Annotated in this window: 17 protein-coding genes; 3 read left to right on the top strand and 14 right to left on the bottom strand. The window is 63.9% G+C overall.

Features of this window, described 5'->3' with window-relative positions; genetic code table 11:
- Positions 1 to 30: 30 nt before the first annotated feature.
- The 11 genes from ACNQPB_RS01865 to rfbA all read right to left on the bottom strand — a co-directional run bounded on the left by ACNQPB_RS01865 (position 31) and on the right by rfbA (position 14,239).
- Entirely contained in the window at positions 31 to 1,287 is a 1,257-nt protein-coding gene (locus ACNQPB_RS01865) for a nucleotide sugar dehydrogenase (protein ID WP_498748625.1), read from the bottom strand.
- 78 nt (positions 1,288 to 1,365) lie between these two features.
- Entirely contained in the window at positions 1,366 to 2,682 is a 1,317-nt protein-coding gene (locus ACNQPB_RS01860; protein WP_498748624.1) for an oligosaccharide flippase family protein, read from the bottom strand.
- Positions 2,683 to 2,690: 8 nt separating this feature from the next.
- Positions 2,691 to 4,124, bottom strand: coding sequence for an O-antigen polysaccharide polymerase Wzy (gene wzy / locus ACNQPB_RS01855; RefSeq protein ID WP_498748622.1), 1,434 nt, complete (start codon positions 4,122 to 4,124; stop codon positions 2,691 to 2,693).
- The gene (locus ACNQPB_RS01850) at positions 4,121 to 5,272 is read right to left on the bottom strand and encodes a glycosyltransferase (RefSeq protein WP_498748621.1); all 1,152 of its coding nucleotides are present in this window, start codon (positions 5,270 to 5,272) and stop codon (positions 4,121 to 4,123) included. Before ACNQPB_RS01850 ends, wzy begins: the two co-directional genes overlap by 4 nt.
- Positions 5,273 to 5,274: 2 nt before the next feature.
- On the bottom strand, positions 5,275 to 6,474 hold the full coding sequence (locus tag ACNQPB_RS01845; RefSeq protein ID WP_498748619.1) for a glycosyltransferase: 1,200 nt from the start codon (positions 6,472 to 6,474) through the stop codon (positions 5,275 to 5,277).
- A 69-nt stretch (positions 6,475 to 6,543) separates the two neighbouring features.
- The gene (locus tag ACNQPB_RS01840; RefSeq protein WP_498749074.1) at positions 6,544 to 7,752 is read right to left on the bottom strand and encodes a glycosyltransferase family 4 protein; all 1,209 of its coding nucleotides are present in this window, start codon (positions 7,750 to 7,752) and stop codon (positions 6,544 to 6,546) included.
- The gene (locus tag ACNQPB_RS01835; protein WP_498748617.1) at positions 7,745 to 8,653 is read right to left on the bottom strand and encodes an NAD-dependent epimerase/dehydratase family protein; all 909 of its coding nucleotides are present in this window, start codon (positions 8,651 to 8,653) and stop codon (positions 7,745 to 7,747) included. Before ACNQPB_RS01835 ends, ACNQPB_RS01840 begins: the two co-directional genes overlap by 8 nt.
- On the bottom strand, positions 8,646 to 9,680 hold the full coding sequence (locus tag ACNQPB_RS01830) for an MraY family glycosyltransferase (RefSeq protein ID WP_498748615.1): 1,035 nt from the start codon (positions 9,678 to 9,680) through the stop codon (positions 8,646 to 8,648). The genes ACNQPB_RS01835 and ACNQPB_RS01830 overlap by 8 nt, the downstream gene beginning before the upstream one ends.
- Positions 9,677 to 11,446 carry a polysaccharide biosynthesis protein gene (locus ACNQPB_RS01825; protein ID WP_498748614.1) on the bottom strand — a complete coding sequence of 590 codons (1,770 nt, stop codon included), beginning with the start codon at positions 11,444 to 11,446 and terminating at the stop codon, positions 9,677 to 9,679. Before ACNQPB_RS01825 ends, ACNQPB_RS01830 begins: the two co-directional genes overlap by 4 nt.
- Before the next feature lie 299 nt (positions 11,447 to 11,745).
- The gene (locus tag ACNQPB_RS01820; protein WP_498748612.1) at positions 11,746 to 13,218 is read right to left on the bottom strand and encodes a tyrosine-protein kinase domain-containing protein; all 1,473 of its coding nucleotides are present in this window, start codon (positions 13,216 to 13,218) and stop codon (positions 11,746 to 11,748) included.
- Between the two features lie 151 nt (positions 13,219 to 13,369).
- Entirely contained in the window at positions 13,370 to 14,239 is an 870-nt protein-coding gene (gene rfbA, locus ACNQPB_RS01815; RefSeq protein ID WP_498748610.1) for a glucose-1-phosphate thymidylyltransferase RfbA, read from the bottom strand.
- A gap of 53 nt (positions 14,240 to 14,292) precedes the next feature.
- Here rfbA and rfbB point away from each other — a divergent pair, with 53 nt between their 5' ends.
- A complete protein-coding gene (rfbB, locus tag ACNQPB_RS01810) occupies positions 14,293 to 15,324 on the top strand; it encodes a dTDP-glucose 4,6-dehydratase (protein ID WP_498748608.1) in 1,032 nt (343 codons plus the stop codon).
- A gap of 53 nt (positions 15,325 to 15,377) precedes the next feature.
- A complete protein-coding gene (locus ACNQPB_RS01805; RefSeq protein ID WP_498749072.1) occupies positions 15,378 to 16,712 on the top strand; it encodes a sugar nucleotide-binding protein in 1,335 nt (444 codons plus the stop codon).
- On the opposite strand, the gene ACNQPB_RS01800 is transcribed toward ACNQPB_RS01805, so the two are convergent.
- On the bottom strand, positions 16,701 to 17,504 hold the full coding sequence (locus ACNQPB_RS01800; protein ID WP_498748606.1) for an alpha/beta fold hydrolase: 804 nt from the start codon (positions 17,502 to 17,504) through the stop codon (positions 16,701 to 16,703). The two genes, ACNQPB_RS01805 and ACNQPB_RS01800, sit on opposite strands and share 12 nt — an antisense overlap.
- A 271-nt stretch (positions 17,505 to 17,775) precedes the next feature.
- On the opposite strand from ACNQPB_RS01800, the gene ACNQPB_RS01795 reads away from it, so the two are divergent.
- The gene (locus ACNQPB_RS01795) at positions 17,776 to 18,333 is read left to right on the top strand and encodes a hypothetical protein (RefSeq protein WP_498748604.1); all 558 of its coding nucleotides are present in this window, start codon (positions 17,776 to 17,778) and stop codon (positions 18,331 to 18,333) included.
- A gap of 23 nt (positions 18,334 to 18,356) precedes the next feature.
- On the opposite strand, the gene ACNQPB_RS01790 is transcribed toward ACNQPB_RS01795, so the two are convergent.
- Together ACNQPB_RS01790 and paaE are read right to left on the bottom strand one after the other, a co-directional pair.
- Positions 18,357 to 19,136, bottom strand: a complete 780-nt coding sequence (locus ACNQPB_RS01790) for an enoyl-CoA hydratase/isomerase family protein (protein ID WP_498748602.1) — start codon at positions 19,134 to 19,136, stop codon at positions 18,357 to 18,359.
- A gap of 8 nt (positions 19,137 to 19,144) precedes the next feature.
- Positions 19,145 to 20,350, bottom strand: coding sequence for a 1,2-phenylacetyl-CoA epoxidase subunit PaaE (gene paaE / locus ACNQPB_RS01785; protein ID WP_498748600.1), 1,206 nt, complete (start codon positions 20,348 to 20,350; stop codon positions 19,145 to 19,147).
- Between the last annotated feature and the right edge of the window lie 3 nt (positions 20,351 to 20,353).

Here is a 20,353-nt window from a genome sequence, read left to right as displayed (position 1 = left end):
ACCATGCGCATCCCGTTCAAGCGATGCCCGTTACAGCAGTTCAACCGACGCCCCCGTCAACACGTTCTTTGTGTCGAGCACAGGCACGTCCAGCACGTTGAGGATGTCCAGGTCGAAGTCGTCGTGATCCGTGACCAGGACGACGGCGTCGACCCCCTTGAAGGTGCCCGCTTCGAAGCGGGCCTTCTCCAGGCCTGCCGGCCAATGGTGGTCTTCAACCATGTCATCCACCCCGACCACCGAGGCACCGAATTCCTCAAGCATCTCCCTGATGCGCAGGGAGGGGGCCTCGCGGACATCGCCCGTGTTTTTCTTGTAGGCAAGCCCCACCAAGGCTACCCGGGATCCCTTCATGGACTTGGACTGGTCGTTGAGTGTCATCAGCAGACGGCGGACCACGTAATCCGGCATGTGGTCATTGATGTCATTTGCCAACTCAACGAACCGGAACGTATGGCCCAGCTGCCGCCGGACCCGCCATGACAGGTAGCTGGGGTCGACCGGGAGGCAATGGCCGCCGACCCCGGGCCCCGGTACAAATTTCATGAAGCCAAAAGGCTTGGTCGATGCGGCCTCGATTGATTCCCAGAGATTCACGCCCAGCCCGCGCGAGTAGATCGCCAGTTCGTTGACCAACGCGATGTTCACGTGGCGGAAGGTGTTCTCGAGAAGCTTCGTCATTTCGGCTTCCTTGGGCGAACTCACGGGAACAGTGCGCTCCACAAGTTCGTCATAGAATCCCTTGACGTGTGCCAGGGACTTCGGCCCGATTCCGGAAACGACCTTCGGCGTTTCGACGAAGCCCCACGTCTGGTTCCCGGGGTCGATTCGCTCCGGGCTGTAGCCGACGTGGAAGTCCACATCAGCCACGAGCCCTGAACCTGCTTCCAGGATGGGAACAAGGATCTCCTGGGTGGTACCGGGATGGGTTGTTGATTCAAGGACCACCGTGGCACCGGGGCGGACATAGCGTGCAAGCGCTGTAGCCGACTCCACGATATAGCTGAGATCAGGGAGGCCTTCCCTCAGGGGAGTCGGCACGGTGATTACGGCGTAGTCGAAGCCGGCGGCATCTTCATAGTCAGCCGTTGGCAGGAACCGCCCCGTGGACCGGTTCCTGCGGAGCGTGTCATCTGAAATGTCGCCTACGTAGGACGCCCCCTGAAGCAAGCTGTCGATGCGTCGCTTGTCGATGTCGATCCCGACCACATCGAAACCGACCTCGACAGCGCGCATCGCCACAGGTAGGCCGACATACCCCTGCCCGACGACTACGGCTTTCTTCACGCCATCCATTCAGATCTCTTCCTTCTGTTTGGTTACCGAACACCCGGAGTCAACGTCGACCCCGACAACAGCTTGCATTCAAGCGGATGTTTGAACGCCGGGGCGCCCTCGTTCCGCAGGTTCCGCCGGTTCCTCCGCGGAATCACCAGGCCACCCTGCTTCCTGGCTGTTCTTCTTCCATCTGATGGCGAGCATTCCGGCAGCGAGGAAACCGCTCATTGTTCCGTACCCGGCGACACAGGCCCACGCCGCTCCGATGCCGCCGTTGCCGGGAACGATCAGGACGAGGAAGGCCGCCATTGCAAGCAGGCCGACGATTCCGGTCCAGCTGGAGAGTTTGATGTGGCCGGCGCCCGCCACGGCCCGGCTCAAGACAAGATAGGGCGACAGTGCAATCTCGGCCACCACGAGGACCCGGACGATATCGACAGCCATGACGTAGTCCGAGCCGAAGACGAACGGGATAAGCCAAGGAGCTGCCAAGGAAAGAAGCCCCGCGTACACGGCAGTGGCACCCGCCGCCAGGCCGGTGAAAACCGCGAGTTTCCTTGGCGTTACCTGGCCTTGTGCCGCGTCACGGAAAGCCACCTGGCCAATGGAATTCGACACGACCTGGATGAGGCTCGCCGGCGTGGTGGCCACAGCGTACAGCCCCACCGCGCGGGTATCTGCGAACACGGCGAGGAGGTACTGATCAAGACGGTATGCGACCGACTGCCCTAAGTTCATGCCCATAAGCCCCGCTCCCTGCCGCAGCAGCACCCTGGCACCGCCAGGCTCCGGGGACCCGGACTTGGAAAAGTGCGCGGCGTCGATCATCTTGATACCGAGCACACTCCGGGTGAGGAACCCGGCGGTATAGGCCAGGACTGCGTGATAAAGCTCGAAGCCCAGCAGCCAGAAGCAGAGCAGGAGGCTCGCCGTCACTCCAAAACCCACCGTATTGGCCAGGGAGGCCTTGCTGGGGTAGCCGACCGCGCTGAGGGCGTCCGACACTTGGTTAGCGAAGAAGGCGCCAATTCCAAGGGGAACCAAGGCAAGGACAAGCTGGGCCAGATTGAGGTCCAGGCCAAACAGCTTCACCATGAGGAACGCGACACAGATCAGCACAAGGATCTGGACCCCGGCAAGCCACAGCGTCGTGACGGCGTAAACGCGGAGGGTCACGCGGGAGTCCCGTGGAAGGAGCACACGGACCGAGATATTCGTGCCGACTCCACTGACGAGCGAGACGATCGTGACCGTAGTGATCAGCAGTGCCAGCACACCCCGGTGATCAGGGACCAGCATCCGCGCTGTGACGACACCGCAGAGAAGGGCCACGAAAAGGCCGAGGACACTCCAGAAAGTCGTTCCGAGCACCTCCTTGCCGGAACCGGAGCGGATTGCGCGCATTATTGGCTTCATGTTGTCTGACGTCCTCGAAGCCAGGTGAGCAAGAGCGCCACCAGGATCAGGGCAGCACCGCCTGTTGCCCACGCGAAAATTGGGGCAAAGGAGTTCCTGACGTGCATCAGGAGGAGGGATGCCGTTACACCGAGCAAGGCAAGCGGGACAGGCCGTGGCGAGGTGACGCAAAGCCGCGAGGCCACGAGTCCGGCAAGTCCCAGCACGAGGATGATCCCGCCCACACCGAAGTTGTGGTGTCCCTCGGCGATGATCGATCCGCCGATCGTACCCACCCGGCTGGCGATCTCCGCGTTCATCAACCGGAAATCGGTCGCGGCATCGACACGTTCCAATCCGAGCAACCCTGCAATGCCACGCTCCAGCGGGGCAACGTAGGTTGCACCTTCCAGGTAAGGCTCCTTACCGGCTTCATGCCATCCGATGCTCGTAACGACCACCCGGGCCGAATATCCCATCTCTTCGATGGCCTTGATCGGCGATGCCGACACTTCATGGATTGCGGTACCGCCCAGGCCCTCGCCACGGACCTGCTGGACGGCGGAGATTCCCACCAAGCCGACGAGGACGGCAAGCACCATCACTGAAGCGGAGGGCACCTTGTGGCACCGGATGTAGACCGCAAGTGCCGCAACCACGGGGAACAGCGATTCGCTTCGCAGGCCGATCGGCAACGCCAAGGCCAGAAACGCCAACAGACAGATCAAACCGGCCCGGGAAAGCGGACGCTTCGTGTCCTGTGCAATCAGGGCTGAGCCGATGGTGATGCCGAAATAGATGATTCCCACCGAATACTCGCCCGTCGTGGCGAGGTACTCGCTGTAGCTCCGCAGGAAGAAGAGCGGTCCAAGCTGGGAAATGCACACGGCAATCCATGAAGCAATCGACGCAACGAGTGTCGCTCCGCCGACGTCAACCAAGGAGTTGCGCATCGCCTTGTCCCTCTCCGGATCCGTCACCTGCGCCGGGCCCAGTCGCGGGAACGATTCGTTCGACATCCACGCGACAAAACCAATCGCAGTGGCATAACTGAGCAATCCGATGTCAACGAGATAGGCGGCGCGGATCATCAGCGCGTCGCTGTACCAGCCGGTCCACGTTCCATCAAGGAAGGACGCGATCTGTCCGTTGTTGATGGCCGGTGAAAGGTACAAGCCAAGGTGGAACAAGCAGAGAATCAGGAAGTAGAGGAAGGGGAACGACCAGACACCGTCCTTCAGAGAGTTGGCCACCAGGATGCCGAGAACGAGGGCCAGCATCAGGGACAGGACCGCTATCCCCTGGATGTTCCCCCGCTCAAAAGCCGGCCAGAGCATGAGGAGCGTCAGGAGTCCGGCCGATCCGAGATGGGCAAGAATCGCTCCCGAGAATTTCATCCGGGGGCGCGCCACACGGGGATGCCGGTACCGAAGGAGGGTCTCAGTGCTCACAGGGACCACAACCTCCGGTAATTGAGGACGGCCTTCTCGATATCGAAATCTGTCCCGCGCAATGAGGCGGCCAGCTCCGCGCGCCGCGCCGCAGTCAGCTCTTCGCCGAGTTGTTCGGCCATGGCATCTGCCCAGACCTGCAGGGGCTCCTCCAGGGAAAGGATGCGCACACCGCTGATCATCTGCGCGATGTAGGAAGCGCCCGGAACATCCGATGCCAGTACGGGGGTACCTGCAGCCCTTGCTTCGACAATGACGCCGGGAAGGCCTTCGAGGGTCGAGGTAAACAGCAGCAACCCGGCCGAAGCCAGAATGTCGGGCACGTCCTCGCGTTCGCCGGCGTAGTGAACTCGGTCGGTGATCCCGAGCTGGTCTGTCAGGGAGAGCCAACGGGACCGGTTCTCCTTGGCCTGGCCGGCATCCACGCCGTCACGACCCACAAACACCAGCATTCCTTTTGGATGGGTCCGGGCGTATTCGCCAAAGATCCGGATCGCGCCGTCCCGGTTCTTGGTCGCGATGTCCGCGCGTCCGACGTGGACGATCATCGGTTCATCAGGTCCTAGCCCGATTTCCGAACGCAGGTCCCCCTTCGCCGTCCCACGGAACCTGCCCAGGTCGAATCCGGTCACGAGAACCCGGCAACGCGGATCCTGTTCCCAGTTTTCGTTCCACGCAACACTGAGCGTCGAAGGCGCGATTCCGACGATGTCCGTTGCAAACATGTTCAGCAGCCAGCGCAGCACCGCATACCGGGCCCGCACAAGGGCGGGCTGTTCCGAGCGAAGTGCTCCGTCACTGCTGAAGTTGGCGATGCGCTTGCGGGCGCCCCCCAAGGCCGCCAAGGCAAGGATGAAACCTGAGGCAAGGTGGACATGGGAATGGACTGCCCGGATGCGGTTCCTCCGGATAAAGCTGATGAAGCGCCACGCGAAAACAGGACTAGCGAGGCGAATCGGGACGATGCTTGCGCCGGCCTCCTTGTATTCGGCGGCCAATGAGCCTTCCCGGCCCGTCAGGGTGACCATGGCAAGATCGACATCCTGGCCGTTCAGCTGGCGGGCGAGCTCCAGCATCCGCATCTCCACGCCGCCGCGGTCGACGGAGCCAAGGACGTGGATGACGGTATGGTTCCCTGAACCGGTCATGGTCATTTCGTGCCCACCGCCGTCACGGAGGTCAGGCGCGCAAAAAAGTCGTCGACCCTTCCCGGATCCAAGGACCGTCCCAAGGCACGGGCGCGCGCGAGGTTGTCGATGGCCTGGCGCTTAAGCCATTCGTCGTCGGAGATCCGCTTTTCCAGGAGCCTCGTAAGTTCGGTGACGGAACCGGGAGTGACCAGGCACTCAGAGGGCAGGAGTTCGGGAATCCCGCCCACGTTCGAGCCAATGCATGGCAGACCGAGGGCCATGGCTTCAGCCAATGCGCGCGGCACGCCTTCGGTGCGGGAAGGCATCGCGAAAAGGTCCGCCCGATCCACGATTTCACGGACTTTGACCGGTGATTCCAAGTGTCCGAAGAAGCGAACCTGCTGCTCGATGCCCAGCCTCTGCGCAAGCTCTACCAAGGTCTCATGCATGTCCCCGCCGCCGATCAGCCACAGCCGGATCCGTTTGCCCTGGGAGTTCAGCCGAGCGACTGCTTCGAGCAGCAAATCGTGGCCCTTGTACATCTGCTTGTGGGTCCCGACAGCCACCACCGTGGTGAAGTCACGCCGAGGGTCCGGGACCTTTGCCGCTGCCGCGAAAGCCTCCGCCGTCAAGGACGTGCTGTTCCAGGCCAGGGACGCCGACCCGGGACGAAGCGGGTAGCGTGCCTGGAGGGTCCGCTCCGATACGTAGATCGCGCCGTCGACACGCGCAATCTGGGTGGCCATGAAGAGCCTCGCGCACCATGCAAGGGCAGACCCAAGCCGACCGGCCACGCCCGACTTGAGCAGATCGTAGGGGTCGCCCACCACGTGGGCAAAGGTCCGTGCGCCGATCCGCTTTCCTGCTCGGAGCGTCAGGGCGCCAATGACTCCGGGGAACCTGCCTCCGTAGACCGCGGCAGAATCGACACAGGCCTGACGGATGGCTTTGCGCACGCTGAGGAATCGCGTCGCCGCCCCGCGCGCTCCCCGGTAGGACGGTACAGCCACAACCGAGACGCCTGGGCCTTCCACCGCCTTGCCGGAATCCCGTGTGCCGCTTTCCACGCGGGCCACGATCCTGACCTCGTCGAAACTGCGCAGCCAGAGAGAGTGGCTTTCGTACCATTCCTGCGAGGAATCGGAATAGACAGTGCCGTCCGGGCCGCGATGGAGCCGCGCTTCCGTGGCGTAATAGAGAATGCTCGGGTCATTCGGCATTGGGAGCCCCTTTGTCGGATCCGGGCATTCCCGGCAGGAAATCAGTCATTGTGTCCTTCGGGCGAGTGGTCACCTTAAAGCGTCCTCGCCGGGCGGACCCGCATAGAAGCGATACTGCATTTCCCAAAGACGTTCACGGTCAAACCAGCGGGTCACGAACCGCTTCGCATTTTCGGCCATTGAGTCAGCCTCCCCCGGATTCGCAAGTACCCTGTTCAGGGCGCTGGACAGCTCCGCGGAATCGTCAATCGGAACAACCAGACCGCACTCGGAATCAGGGACTACATCCCGGACACCTGTTGCGTCGGTCGCCACAATAGGTGTCCCCGACGCGGCGGCTTCCAGGAGAACCGTGGGCAGCCCTTCCCTCCTCGTCGGCAGGCAAAACACATCCATTGCGCCATACACGCCCGACGTCGCGTCGAGATTGCCGGTCCGCCGGACCCAGGGTTCCTGGAAAGCTGCAACCGTTTCGGCTCGGAGTCCCTCAACTGCATCATCGGGTCCGACCAGGAGCAGGAAGACGTCTCCGAGATCCTCACGCAACGACTTCATGGCTTCGATCAGGGTGTCCAGGCCCTTGTCGGCCGTGATCCGACCGACAAAACCGACCACCTTTGCATCGAGTGGAATTCCGTATCGATCCCGGACCGCGCGGCGCAGGGACTGGTCGCTGCCGTCCAGTTCATAGGTGGCAACATCCACGCCGTTTGCGGAACCGCGCCCCAAGACGCGCACCGGTCCGCGGAGCCCGGCTTCGGCAAGCTGCTTCCGCAGGCCGTCGCCGACCGCCACGACGTCGGTGGACAGGCCCATGATGAACCGCTCGATGAGGAGCATCAGGTGCCGGCCGCGTCCCTGCATGGTCTCCGCGCGAAGGCCGTACACGCAGTACACCCTCCGCGGTACGCGAAGGAGCCACGAAGCCACCGAACCGAGCAGTGAAGCCTTTGGCGTGCCATACACAACAAGCCTGGGCCGGAGCTTCATGACCAGCGCAAGCACTTTCAGGAGGGCTTTTGCGTCTGCAAGGAGGGAAGGATCCCGTTCCATGTGCAGGACGTGGCCTTCCACTTGGTCTTCGGACAGCACCTGGCCCAGGATGCCGCTGTCGCTGGAGGCGACAGCTACGTTCAAGCCCTTCTTACGAAGGAAGCCCAATTGCCCGCGGAGCTGTGAATTGACGGAGATATCCGTTGTCTGAATGAACAGGATGTCGGTTCCGCGGGAACCTGCCTTGCCCGATCCATTCTCTGTCTGCGCATCCGGGCTACGCATCGGCATTCACGCGTCCTTGCTCCTCGATACCCTGTCCGAACCAGAGGACCTCCGCCCGCCTGACAGTTCCCTCGACACCACGGATGCCCAGCCTTGCGATCGAATAGCCGGCGCCCAGCAGAAATTTGCACAACGCGGGCGGAAGGTGAAGCGGTTCCCTTAAGCCATAACGGAGAAGCACATCCCGGACAGTGAGCCCTTCCCACGGCTGAACGCTCACCGCGGGCAGCTGCAGGGGTCCGTCGCCCACCCGAAGTACGAAGCCGGCGAGGCCTTCGATGCTCGAAACCGGTGACGGCGCGTTGCCTGTGCCCGCCACGCTTGCCAGAGGCGAGCGTGCGAAGCGTTCAAGGGCCGACGTCGTGGTCCGGCGGGGATCCTGGATCGACGTCGCCCGGATGATCCGTGCCTTGGTCCGGTCGGCTACCGTTTCCTGTTCCATCAAAAGACGCAGGACCCGTTCGCCCAGCGCCTTTGAACGCGAATAAGGTGAAAACGGTGCCTGTTCCCAAGAGCTGTCCAGGACCGGCTTGCGTCCCTGGACGGCGCCGCTGCTGATGTGGAGGAAGCGGCCTGCCCCGGCCCGTCGTGCCGCAAGGAGGAGCAGGGCCGGAAGCGCGGCATTCGCACCATGGAGCTCCGGGCTGTCCTGCGCGTCGGGGGTCGCAAGTCCGGCCGCGTTCACCACAACGTCCTTCCCGGACAACAGCAGCGAAAGTTCCTGGATCCGGTCTTCGAGCCGCGACACCGAGTCGACGACGTCCTCGGGCGACCACGCCCCGTCGGCGAGCAGGCGCGGTGCGGCCACGAAGGACACGTTGTGGCCCGCGCCTGCAGCGGCCCCGGCAATCGCACTGCCGACGAAGCCACTCGCGCCGACAACGGCCCAGGATTTACTCATGCGCGCTGCTCCCCCGGTCATGACGCGCCAGCCGGACGGAGCCGTACCGCCGCAGGATCGCCGGAAGGGCCAAGTAGCCGACAACGACGGCGCAGGCGACGGCCCCGCAGCCCAGCGCACCCCAGAAACCGGAATTCGCTGCCGCCAGCCCAAGCAGGCCCGTCACGCAACTAGCCGATGAAACAAGGATGGCGATACCCACGTGCGACAGGCCGAGGTCTTCCAGCTGGTGGTAGACATGGGTTCGGTGCGACTCATACCAACGCTGGCCGCTGAAGATCCGCCAACAGAGCGTGAAGCCGGCGTCGGCGAGATAGATGACAACGGGCGCCGCAACCATGACCGGTGACACGCCAGCGCTCACAGCGCCCACAGCGATAACGGAAACCGCAGCGCCGAGAAGGTAGCTGCCGCTGTCACCAAGGAAAAACGAACCGCGCCCAAGATTCCACGGCAGGAAGGCAAGATACGCCGCACCCAGCACGAGGCCCGCCCCGATCATCCACGGCTGGTCCGAAACCCAACCGATGAGTGCGTAGACCACCCCGAAAACAATCCCATGGAACCCCGAGATCCCGTCAACGCCGTCCAAAAAGTTGGCCACGTTGATGAACCCTGCGATGAAGAGGCCCCCCAGCGGCAACATCCATGCCGGGCCGCCCGTCGCGGCAAGGATGGCCCCCGTGGCGGCGAACGCGGTGAGCAGCTGGTATCCGACCCGATGCCGGATCGGAAGCCCGGAGACATCTTCTGCCCAGCCGATTCCCGCCGCAGCGACGGACGCACAAAGTACGATCACGAGGATCCAAGGATCGGAGGTGCTCCCCCAGGCGAGGATCGCGAGGTATCCGACGACGAACCCGAGCAGCGTTGCCAGCCCCGCCCCGCGGATGGCAGGCAGCGAATGCGATGAGCGTTCGCTCGGTATGTCCACGACGTTGAGGCGGAAGAGAAGGGGCTTGATCACCAAAGGAGCCGCAAGGCTAACGAGCAAGGCCAGTCCGACGGCCACCAAGGTAAGGCTCACACGCGCCCCTTTGAGACAAGGTCATCCTGTCCGATTTCACGGGACTCACCGTTGAAATGTTGTTCCCAGCGTCCAAGGTCGAGGTCCTCGGGCTTCAAAGGAACGGCCGTGGTGTGGGAAATCTTCGGGTGAATCGGACGGATGTCGAATTCACCGTGGCCGACCAGGACCTCGTGGAGTTTCTCGCCCTCGCGCAATCCGGTGTAGACAATTTCGATGTCCTTGCCGCTCGCGGCGATCATTCTTTCCGCAACATCCTGGATCCGGACGGGCTCGCCCATATCGAGGATGAGCACCTCGCCCGGACTGCCGATTCCGCCTGCCTGCACCACAAGCTGGCACGCTTCCGGGATGGTCATGAAGAAACGCGTCACATCGGGATGCGTGATTGTCAGCGGACGGCCGGCTGCAATGAGGGACTGGAACGTCGGAAGCATGGACCCCCGGCTGCCGATGACATTACCGAACCGCACCGAGAGGAACCGCACGTCCTCCTCCGCCGCGGCCCAGGCCGTCAACTGCTCAGCCAGCCGCTTGGAGTGGCCGAGGGCACTCGTAGGGTCGGCAGCTTTGTCGGTGGAGATATTGACGAAAGTGGAGACGCCCACGTCGCGCGCCGCCTGAAGGACATTCAAGGTGCCCAGAACGTTCGTCTTCCAGGCTTCGAGGGGATACTGCTCCAGCATCGGCAGGTGCTTGAGCGCCGCAGCGTGAAAGACGACCTCGGGACGGCGCTGACGGAAGATTTCGAGAAGAGCTTCAGGGTCCCTGATGTCCGCAAGAACTACGTCCTTGGTGTCAAGGAGGCCGTGGCCGGCAATCGAGATCTGGGCCCCCTGCAAGCCGGATTCATCGCGGTCCAGCATCATCAGTTCCGCGGGGTCGAACCGCGCAATCTGGCGGCAGAGTTCGGAGCCGATCGAGCCACCCGCACCAGTGACAAGGACGCGTTTACCGGCCAGGTAGCCTGCGATGGACGCGATCTCGGTGTCCACGGGGTGCCGGCCGATGAGGTCTTCGATGGCGATGTCACGCACGTCCGCCGGAGCAGCTTTCCCCGCCACGATTTCACTCAAGGTGGGGAGAACCTTGACTTGCAGACCGCAGGAGCCGGCAGCATCCGAAATTTCCCGCAGGAGCTCAGCCTCGGCCCGGGCGATTGAAACGATCAGGACTTCCGCGCCGGACTGGCGCGCGATGTCCCCAAGCTTGCTGCTGTCACCAAGTACCGGTACTCCCATGAGCCTCAAGTTCCGCTTGGACGGATCGTCATCGACGAGTCCGACCGGGAGATATGCGGAATACGAATCCGTCATCATATTGCGGACGATGATCTGGCCCATGTAGCCGGCACCATAGACAAGGGTCCGTTTGGCATCGCTGCCGGGCTTGGACAAGCGGTGTGCATTCAGGCGCCGAACGTACCGGGTGGCACCCATGAGGAGGAACGCCAGCGGCAGCGCAATCAACGTCGTGCTTCGCGGAATGTGCATCAGGGGCCCGAACAGGACGACGGGAACTCCGACAATCACCGCAACAGTAAGCACCGTGGCCAGAACTGCGGCTGCTTCCTCGAAGCTTCCGGAGCTGTACCGTCCGCGATAGAGCCAAAAAACCCAGCCGAGCACCAGCTGCGAAACAACAAGGGCACCGCAAATTGCGAAAACCGGGCTCCACGTTATCTGGTCGCCATCGAAGTCGTAGCGAAAGTAGACAGCTATGACGAGGCCGACTACCCAGGCCGCCACGTCAAGGAAAGATTGCACGCCGGTGTTGAAGGGAAACGTGCGCTTCCCTTTCCGTGAACTGCGTTCCCTTGCGGGTTCTCGGGGTTCATCCAGTCCTGTTTCCGGGTTGATCGCTGATCCGTCAGTGTTGGTCATTCCGTTGTCGCCCCCATGGTCCTTACGGAGTCTTATGAATTGATGATTTATGCCCGCACCCGTGGAGACGGGGGTGTACTGGTGTCACGAAGGCACAACAAACGTCCAGACTGGAACACTGACCTCCTTTGGTCCAAAGGAAGCGCGGTTCCACGTTTTTGCCCGGCACGGAATTTCCTTGGTCAGGCCCGGACGGAGGTATGGCGCATCTTGTCCCGTTTGGCCGCGGCGGTCCGTGGCCGCCTTTTGCCGTCATGCATTTCGGGTGTGTAGTCGTAATAGCTGTGCTCGCCCTTGCTTCCGGACAAACGGTTGACAACCAAGCCCAGCAAGCGGCCCCGAACGGCCTCGATATTACTGACCGATTTCGCAAGTTCTGCTTTTCTGGTCCGCCCGTCAACACTGACCACAAGCAGGACGCCGCTGGTGCTTGCCGCGAGAATCGATGCGTCGGTAACAGGCAGGAGAGGAGGCGCGTCAATGATGACCACCTCGTATTCGGCTTCCAAGCGGGCCAGGAGTTTTTCCATGGTCGGCGAGCCGAGCAATTCGCTGGGATTAGGAGCATTGCGCCCGGAAGTCAGGACGCGAAGCTGCCCGGCCGGACCCCACGACTGGATTGCGTCCTCCAGTTCCACGCGGCCGGTGAGGACGCCCGTCAATCCGACGGAGCCTTCCATCCCAAGGTACTTGGCAACCCGGGGGCGCCTGAGGTCGGCGTCCAGGAGCAGCACGCGGCTGCCGCTCTCTGCCAGCATGATCGCCAGGTTGACGGCCGTGGACGTCTTGCCTTCCCCGGGAATGGAGGAGGAGACAACCACGCTCTGCGGCCCTCCACTGAGGTTGGTGAATGCCAAGTGCGTGCGCAACTGCCGGAAGGCTTCGGCACGGGGACTGTATGGATCACCCTGCGTGACGATCGGGGTCTTCTCGACTGAAGCGTCCTGGGCAAAGGACCCAAGGACCCCCGCGCTCACGACCTTGTCCACATCGTCCTGGCTGCGCAGCTTGGTATTGAGGGCCTCACGGAGGAAGGCCGAGGCCAGGCCAAGGACAATGCCCGCGACCAATCCAAGCGCGAGATTCGTTATCGGCTTGGGAGATGAGGGGAACGCGGGAACCTGGGCTTGTTCAAAGACACTCAACCTGACCAAGGAAACATCCTCGACCGAGGTGACGCCCTTGATCAGCTGTTCGGCGGTCAGGTTGGCAATTTTCGCGGCTTGCTCCGCGTGGGCATCACTCGCCACAATGTCGATCAGCACTGTCTGGGGAGGTGCGGACGCCGTGATCCGGCCGGAAAGCTGGGCCGCGCCGCCGCTAAGTCCCAATTCATCGGCCACTGCCTGCAGCACCCGGGGGCTGGTTGCCAGGCTGACATACGAAGTCACCCGGTTTTGCGCGAACATGTTTCCCTGTGCGACGTCGGTGGCGGTGCCCCCGCCCCTGACCGAGACGAACAGTTGCGCCCGCGCTTCATACACCGGCGTTTGTGTCAGGGCCATCCCCAATGCTGCTGCAGCGACGGCAACGGTGACGAGCAGGATTGAGACCCACCGTTTACGAATCACGTGCAGATAGTTTTGCAACTCCAATTGGTTCCCCAATACTTCTTCGCTGTCCGCGAGTTTTCTAGCCAAGAGGCAAGCCGGCATCGTAAATCTAGTCAGGCATCATTACAACATGCGGCCCCGGCCATCTAGCAATCCAAATCGCAGCGTCACCGGATGTTACCGGAAGCTTCGTTCAGCCGAAATTCACATTCCCAAGGCGCTCCCCCCGTTCGCCCGCCGGTATTATTCCCGGTCAGTTCCCTGACTCAAGCAGCCCCAGCAGGTACTTTCCGTAGCCGCTCTTCATCAGTTCTTCGGCGCGGTGGCGCAGGTCATCACCGGAAATGTAGCCTTGGCGCCACGCGATTTCCTCGGGTGCGCCGATCTTGAATCCCTGGCGGTTTTCCACGGTGCGGACAAAGCTGGAAGCGTCATTGAGGTCGGCGAAGGTTCCGGTGTCCAACCAGGCGGTTCCGCGCGGCAGCACCTCGACGTGCAGTTTCCCTTTTTTGAGGTAAGTCAGGTTGACGTCAGTGATTTCAAGTTCGCCGCGGTCCGAGGGCCGCAGGCCTTTGGCGATGTCCACAACGTCGTTGTCATAGAAGTACAGGCCGGGCACGGCGTAATTGCTCTTCGGATTCGCGGGTTTCTCTTCAAGCGAGACCGCCTGCCCGTCGCCGTCGAACTCGATAACGCCGTACGCCGAGGCGTTCTGCACCCAGTACGCGAAGACGGCGCCGCCGTCGATCTCCGTGAAGCGCTCAAGCTGCTGGCCCATGCCTGGTCCGTAAAAAATGTTGTCGCCCAGCACCAGGGCCACGGCATCGCTGCCGATGTGCCGCTCCCCCAGGATGAACGCCTGGGCGAGGCCGTCAGGTGAGGGCTGCTCGACGTAGCTGAGGTTGATGCCGAAGTGGGAGCCGTCGCCCAGCAGCTGCTTGAACTGCCCGGCGTCCCGTGGCGTGGTGATCACGAGGATGTCGCGGATCCCGGCGAGCATCAGCGTGGACAGCGGGTAGTAGATCATCGGCTTGTCGTAGACCGGCACCAACTGCTTGCTGATCCCGAGGGTGATCGGGTGAAGCCTTGAACCCGTCCCCCCGGCGAGGATGATCCCGCGCATACGCCACATCATGTCCTCCCGGCATGGCTTCCGCAAGGCTAGAGTATGGATCCATGGAGAAGATCCTCGTCACGGGCGGGGCCGGATTCATCGGATCCAACTTTGTCCGTTACGCCCTGGCCCGCACCGGCTACGAGATCACGGTCCTGGATGCCTTGACATATGCGGGGCATCTGGAGTCGCTCGCCGGGCTGCCGCCCGAGCGCTTCCGTTTCGTGCACGGGGACATCGCCGACGCCGGACTGGTGGACGGGCTCATGGCTGCGGTTGACGCAGTGGTCCACTTCGCCGCCGAATCCCATAACGACAACTCCCTCCACGAGCCGCAGCCGTTCCTGGACACCAACGTGACGGGCACCTACACCTTGATCGAAGCCGCGCGCCGGCACAGTACCCGTTTCCACCACATCTCCACGGACGAGGTCTACGGCGACCTCCCGCTGGGTGATCCGGAGCGCTTCACCGAGACCACCCCTTACAACCCGTCCAGCCCGTACTCCTCAACCAAGGCCGCCTCCGACCTCCTGGTCCGGGCGTGGGTGCGTTCCTTCGGGCTGCGCGCCACGATCAGCAACTGCTCCAACAACTACGGCCCGTACCAGCACGTGGAGAAATTCATCCCCCGCCAGATCACCAACGTCCTGGACGGCGTGCGGCCCAAGCTCTACGGCGTGGGGCGGAATGTGCGGGACTGGATCCACGTGGACGACCACTCGTCCGCGGTGCTGGCCATCCTGGAACACGGAAGGATCGGCGAAACCTACCTGGTGGGCGCGGACGGAGAGCGGTCCAACAAGGACGTGGTTGAACTGGTGCTCGAGCGCATGGGCCAGGACCCGGGCGCCTACGACCACGTGCCCGACCGCCCCGGCCATGACCTCCGCTACGCCATCGATTCGTCGAAGCTGCGCGCGGAACTCGGCTGGACGCCGTCGTACTCCGACTTCGCCGCCGGGCTGGACGCGACGATCGCCTGGTACCGCGACAACGAGGACTGGTGGCGGCCGCAGAAAGAGGCGGCCGAGGCCCGCTACCTTGAGCAGGCCCGGCGCGTGCAGGCACACAGTGCCGAGGGAACCGCGTGATTTCGCAGTTGGCGGTCCGGGAGACGCCGATCCCCAGCCTGCTGCTGGTGGAAATGCCCGTACATGGCGACAACCGCGGCTGGTTCAAGGAGAACTGGCAGCGCCGGGCCATGACTGAACTGGGGTTGCCGGACTTCGGGCCGGTCCAGAACAACGTGTCCTTCAACGCCACGGCCGGCACCACCCGCGGCATCCACGCCGAACCCTGGGACAAGTTCGTCACGATCGCAGCGGGCCGGGCCTTCGGGGCCTGGGTGGACCTGCGCGAAGGGCCGGGATTCGGCCGGCTGTTCACCGCGGAGCTGGATCCGGGCACGGCCGTGTTCGTGCCGCGCGGCGTAGGAAACGCCTTCCAGACCCTGGAAGACAACACCGTGTACTCCTACTTGGTCAACGAGCACTGGTCCCCCGAGGCGAAATACACGCTCCTCAACCTGGCAGACGAAACCGTGGCCGTTCCCTGGCCCCTTCCGCTGGAACTCGCCGAGGTTTCGGACAAGGACCGCGGCCACCCGCGGCTGGCCCGTGTGGTGCCCGTCCCGCCGCGGCGCACGCTGGTGCTTGGAGCGGACGGCCAGCTGGGCAGGGCACTGAGGGCGGTGTACGACGGCGAGGCCGCCGTCGAGTTCGCCGCGCGGGACAGCTTCGACCTCGCTTCCCCGGAAGCCTTCGCCTCCCGCGACTGGCGCGACTACGACACGGTCATCAACGCCGCCGCGTTCACCGCCGTCGACGACGCCGAGACGCCGGAGGGACGCCGCGCCGCCTGGGAGATCAACGCCGCTGCCGTGGTGCGGCTGGCGCGGACCGCCGTCGAGCACCGGCTGACCCTGGTGCACGTGTCCAGCGACTACGTCTTCGACGGCGCCGGGCCGCACGCCGATGCGGGTCAGTGGGCGCCGCTGGGCGTGTACGGGCAGTCCAAAGCGGCGGGAGAAGCCGCCGTCAGCGTGGTGCCGCGGCACTACCTGGTGCGCAGCAGCTGGGTGGTGGGTGAAGGGAAGAACTTCGTCCGCACCATGGCCTCCCTCGCGGACCGGGGGATCAAGCCCGCCGTCGTCAACGACCAGACCGGCAGGCTCACCTTTGCGGAGGACCTTGCCGCCGGCATCCGGCATCTGCTCGATTCGAAAGCCCCCTACGGCAGCTACAACCTCTCCAACAGCGGCCCCGCGCAAAGCTGGGCGGAGATCGCTGCGGACGTCTTTGAACTCCGCGGCCGGCCCCGCAGCGACATCACGGGCGTGTCCAGCGCCGAGTATTTCAAGGACAAGCAGGCAGCCCCGCGGCCATCGGACAGCACCCTGGACCTCGCCGGAATCGAGGCTGCCGACTTCTTTCCGCCACCGGCGGGCGGGCGGCTCAAAGAGTACGTTTCACGCCTCTGACAGAGCTCCGAGGAATTCCGCCACATCCGCGGCCACCCGTTCGGGGCATTCCCACAGCACAAGGTGTCCGGTGCCCGCATAGATGACCAATTTCGCACCCGGGATCCGGGCCGCCAGGGCCTCCTGGTGTACGCGCGGGATCAGGGCGTCGTGGGCACCCTCCAGGATGAGCGTGGGCACCCTTATGGAGCGCTGCTCCGTGGGCGGCACGGCATCGCACAGACCGTCCAGGATCCCCTTCCAGGCCCGCGCGGGCATCGTCACGCCATCCTGCACCCGGTCCTCGATGAACCAGGCCGGCACGGCATGCAGCAACCTGAACCAGGACAGTGACTCCCGTACCCACTGCTCATCTACCGGATCGCGCAGCCGCGCTACTTCGGCTGCGAAGGCCGGCCGGCTCCGCAGGCTGAGCGGTGTTCCGACGAGAATCAGCGAAGCCACGAGGTCAGGGCGGTCCACGGCCAGTTGCTGGGCCAGGTAGCCGCCGCTGGAGGAACCCAGGACGTGCGCTTCCGCCACGCCGAGCACCTCAAGGAGTGCGGCGACGTCGTCTGCCATCTGCGCAAGCGAGTACCCGCCGTCCGGTTTGTCCGCGCCGCCCTGGCCCCGCAGGTCCGGCGCAATAACAGGGAGCGACGGCGGCAGGAGCGGGAGCAGGCGGTCGAAGGTCCGGCGTGACTCACCCCAGGGGTGCAACAGCAGCAACGGCACGTCCCCGCGCGGCCCCGCCAGCAGCGTGGGCAAGGTGACGCCTGTACGGAGCGCCACCGCGCGGACCTCGGTTTCCACAGCGCCAGAGTACGCGGGACCGGGGCAAATATCATTGCGGTACCGCCTTTCGGCGCCCTCAGCTGCGGCGTAGCCTTGAACCGGCATCGCATGCCCAAAAGCGTCGGGATTGCCGATGCCGCCTTGAAGACGCAAAGTCCTCGGATTGCGCGCCCCGTTTTGCCCATGTCACTGGGGGACAGCGGACTGATGTCGGACAACGACACCGCCAGTTGCTGTCCGACGGAGTGCCACGTTCGCGTGGCAAAACATTGACTCCAAAAGGCCAGTCATGAACAAGATCCTCAAGCAAATCATCATGCTGTGTGCAGCATTCCTGCTCGTTTTCACGGCCGGAGTGTCGGCAGCCCAGGCTACCAGCCCGCACTTCAAAAAAGGCGGTGCTCCCGTCTGTACCGTGAGTATCAGCGGATCCACAGCCACCACCACCTGCAGGGCCGTCCTAGCTGGGCTCGGAAACGACGACCTTCTCGCCACCGTGAGCGTGTCCGGCTTCGCCGTCTATCAGTGCAAGAACCAAGGCGGAAACGTCGCACCGGGACAGAACAAGGTCCTGATCGGCCCCGCCGTCGCGCCCACACTGATCGACAGCGACGCCATCAAGAACGGAAACCTGACGCTGAACACCAATCCGGCAGTTTTGTCGGCCCCGGGCACAGTGACAGCGGCCCAGGCCGGATGCCCGAACAGCAACTGGACGGGTGTGAACCCGGTGCTGACGGTGACGTCGATTTCCCTGGTGATTGAGCAGCCTGTAGGAACGGTGATCTTCAGCTGCTCGAAGTCCGACCCGAACGGTCTGAGCAGTCCAGTAGCCCTTAGCTGCTGAACGGCACAATCCTGAGGCGGGCCTCAGCCCTTGAAGACCGGGGCCCGCTTCTCCTGGAAGGCGCGGAAGCCTTCCGCGTAGTCCTTGCTCTTGCACAGCCGGGCCTGCTCGGTGTTTTCCTCCGCCATGGAAGCCCACAGCCCCAGGCGCTGGTCGCGGATGTGCGCCACGAGCTCCTTGCTGGCGTTGAAGGCACCGGTGGCACCGGTGGCCACCCGCTCCACGATGGCCCGGGTCTCGGAAAGAAGCGAATCGTCCGACATCGCCCGGGAGAACAGGCCCTGGGCCACGGCTTCGCTGCCGCTCATGAGATCTGCGGTGTAGATCAGGTCCAGGGTGCGGTGCATGCCCAGGCGCTCGGTGAAGTACCAGTGCCCGCCGGAATCCAGGGTGGCGCCCAGCTTGGCGAAGGGCGAGCCGAACTTGGCGTTCTCCGCCACGTACACCACGTCCGTGGCCAGCAGCAGCCCGAGCCCGACGCCGAGGCAGGCTCCGTGAGCCGCCGCGAAGGTCGGCGCCGGGAAGGCCGCCATCTTCTTGAGCAGCGGTTCCACCAGGCCGCCAAGGTAGGCCTGGGCGTCGTCGCTCTCCGGGGTCACACCGGCGATGTCCCGGCCTGCGCAGAAGGCGCGGCCCTCTCCCCGCAGGAGCAGCGCCCGCACCTCACCGCGGCCGGCGGCGGCAGCGGCGTTGTCGTACGCCTTGTCCAGTTCGGCGAGCGCATCCTCGTTGAGGGAGTTCAGCTTCTGGGGCGCATTCAGGACGATCTCGACGATCCCGCCGTCGATGGAAAGCTCAATCATGTGGTTCCTTAGACGTCGAAGTCGACCGTGACGGATTCACTGGTGGGGTGGGACTGGCAGGTGAGCACGTAGCCCTTGTCCAGTTCATCCTGCTCCAGCGCGTAGTTCTCGTCCATGGTGACGGTGCCGCTGACCAGCTTGGCGCGGCAGGTGCCGCAGACGCCGCCGGCGCAAGCGAACGGCACGTCGGGGCGGACGCGCAGCGCGGCGTTGAGGATGGATTCCCGGGCATGGGTGGGGCTGGCGACCTCACCGCTGAGGCCGTCCAGCTTGAAGGTGATCTTGAAGGTGTCCTGCGAGTCGTCCTCGACGACGGGACGCCCCGCGTTGCCTTCCGGACGGTCCGGGCGGCCGGTGGTGAACAGCTCGAAACGCACGTTCTCCGGCTTCACGCCGCGGGCGGCCAGGGTGTCGCGGCACAGCTGGACCAGTTCGAAGGGCCCGCAGAGGAACCATTCGTCGATGTCCTCGGCGTGGATGGCGGAGGACAGCAGGGCCTGCAGCTTCTCGGAATCGATCCGTCCGGTCATGAGCGGGGCGATCCGCTGCTCGCGGGAGAGCACATGGTGCAAGGCCAGCCGGGACGGGTACTTGTCCTTCAGGTCCGCCAGTTCCTCGAGGAACATGACATCCATGGCGGCCTTGTTGGCGTAGATGAGGTCGAAGCGGGTGTCCGGGTTGGCGGCCAGCAGGGTCCGCGCGATCGCGATCACCGGGGTGATGCCGGATCCGGCGGCGATGGCCACGAAGGAGCCCGGCTCCCCCGCCAATTCCTCCGGGTTGTTCATCGAGTTCATGACGTTGTACTGGACCGCCGCCCCGTCCTTGCCGTGGCGGGAGATGAACGCGCCCTGCGGGCTCATCACGTCAAGGGTGTCCCCCGCCTTGAGCTCGGCGTTGGCCCACGTGGAGAAGACGCCGCCCAGGTCCTTCTTGACGGCCACCCGGATTTCGCTGCTGCCGTCCTCGAAGCTGCGCGGCTCTGCGCAGATCGAGTAGCTGCGGCGGACCTCGTGCGGCTCGCCGGACTCGTCCGGGAGCGTGGTCCGCAGGGCCACGTACTGGCCCGGGAGGTAGTCGTACTGTCCCGCCAGCTCTGCCGGGACGGCGAAGGTGACTTCGATGGCGTCCTCGGTCAGGCGCCGCACCTCGGAGACGGCGAGGCTGTGGAAGGATGCGCGACGGCGGCTGGCCGTGGGGGTTTCGGTGGTCATCTG

Origin of the sequence: Curtobacterium sp. LFS079 (assembly GCF_047977865.1) — a bacterium.
Classification (GTDB): Bacteria; Actinomycetota; Actinomycetes; order Actinomycetales; family Micrococcaceae; genus Arthrobacter.
The sequence above is the reverse complement of the archived record's forward strand: the minus strand, read 5'-3'. Positions and strand labels throughout refer to the sequence as shown.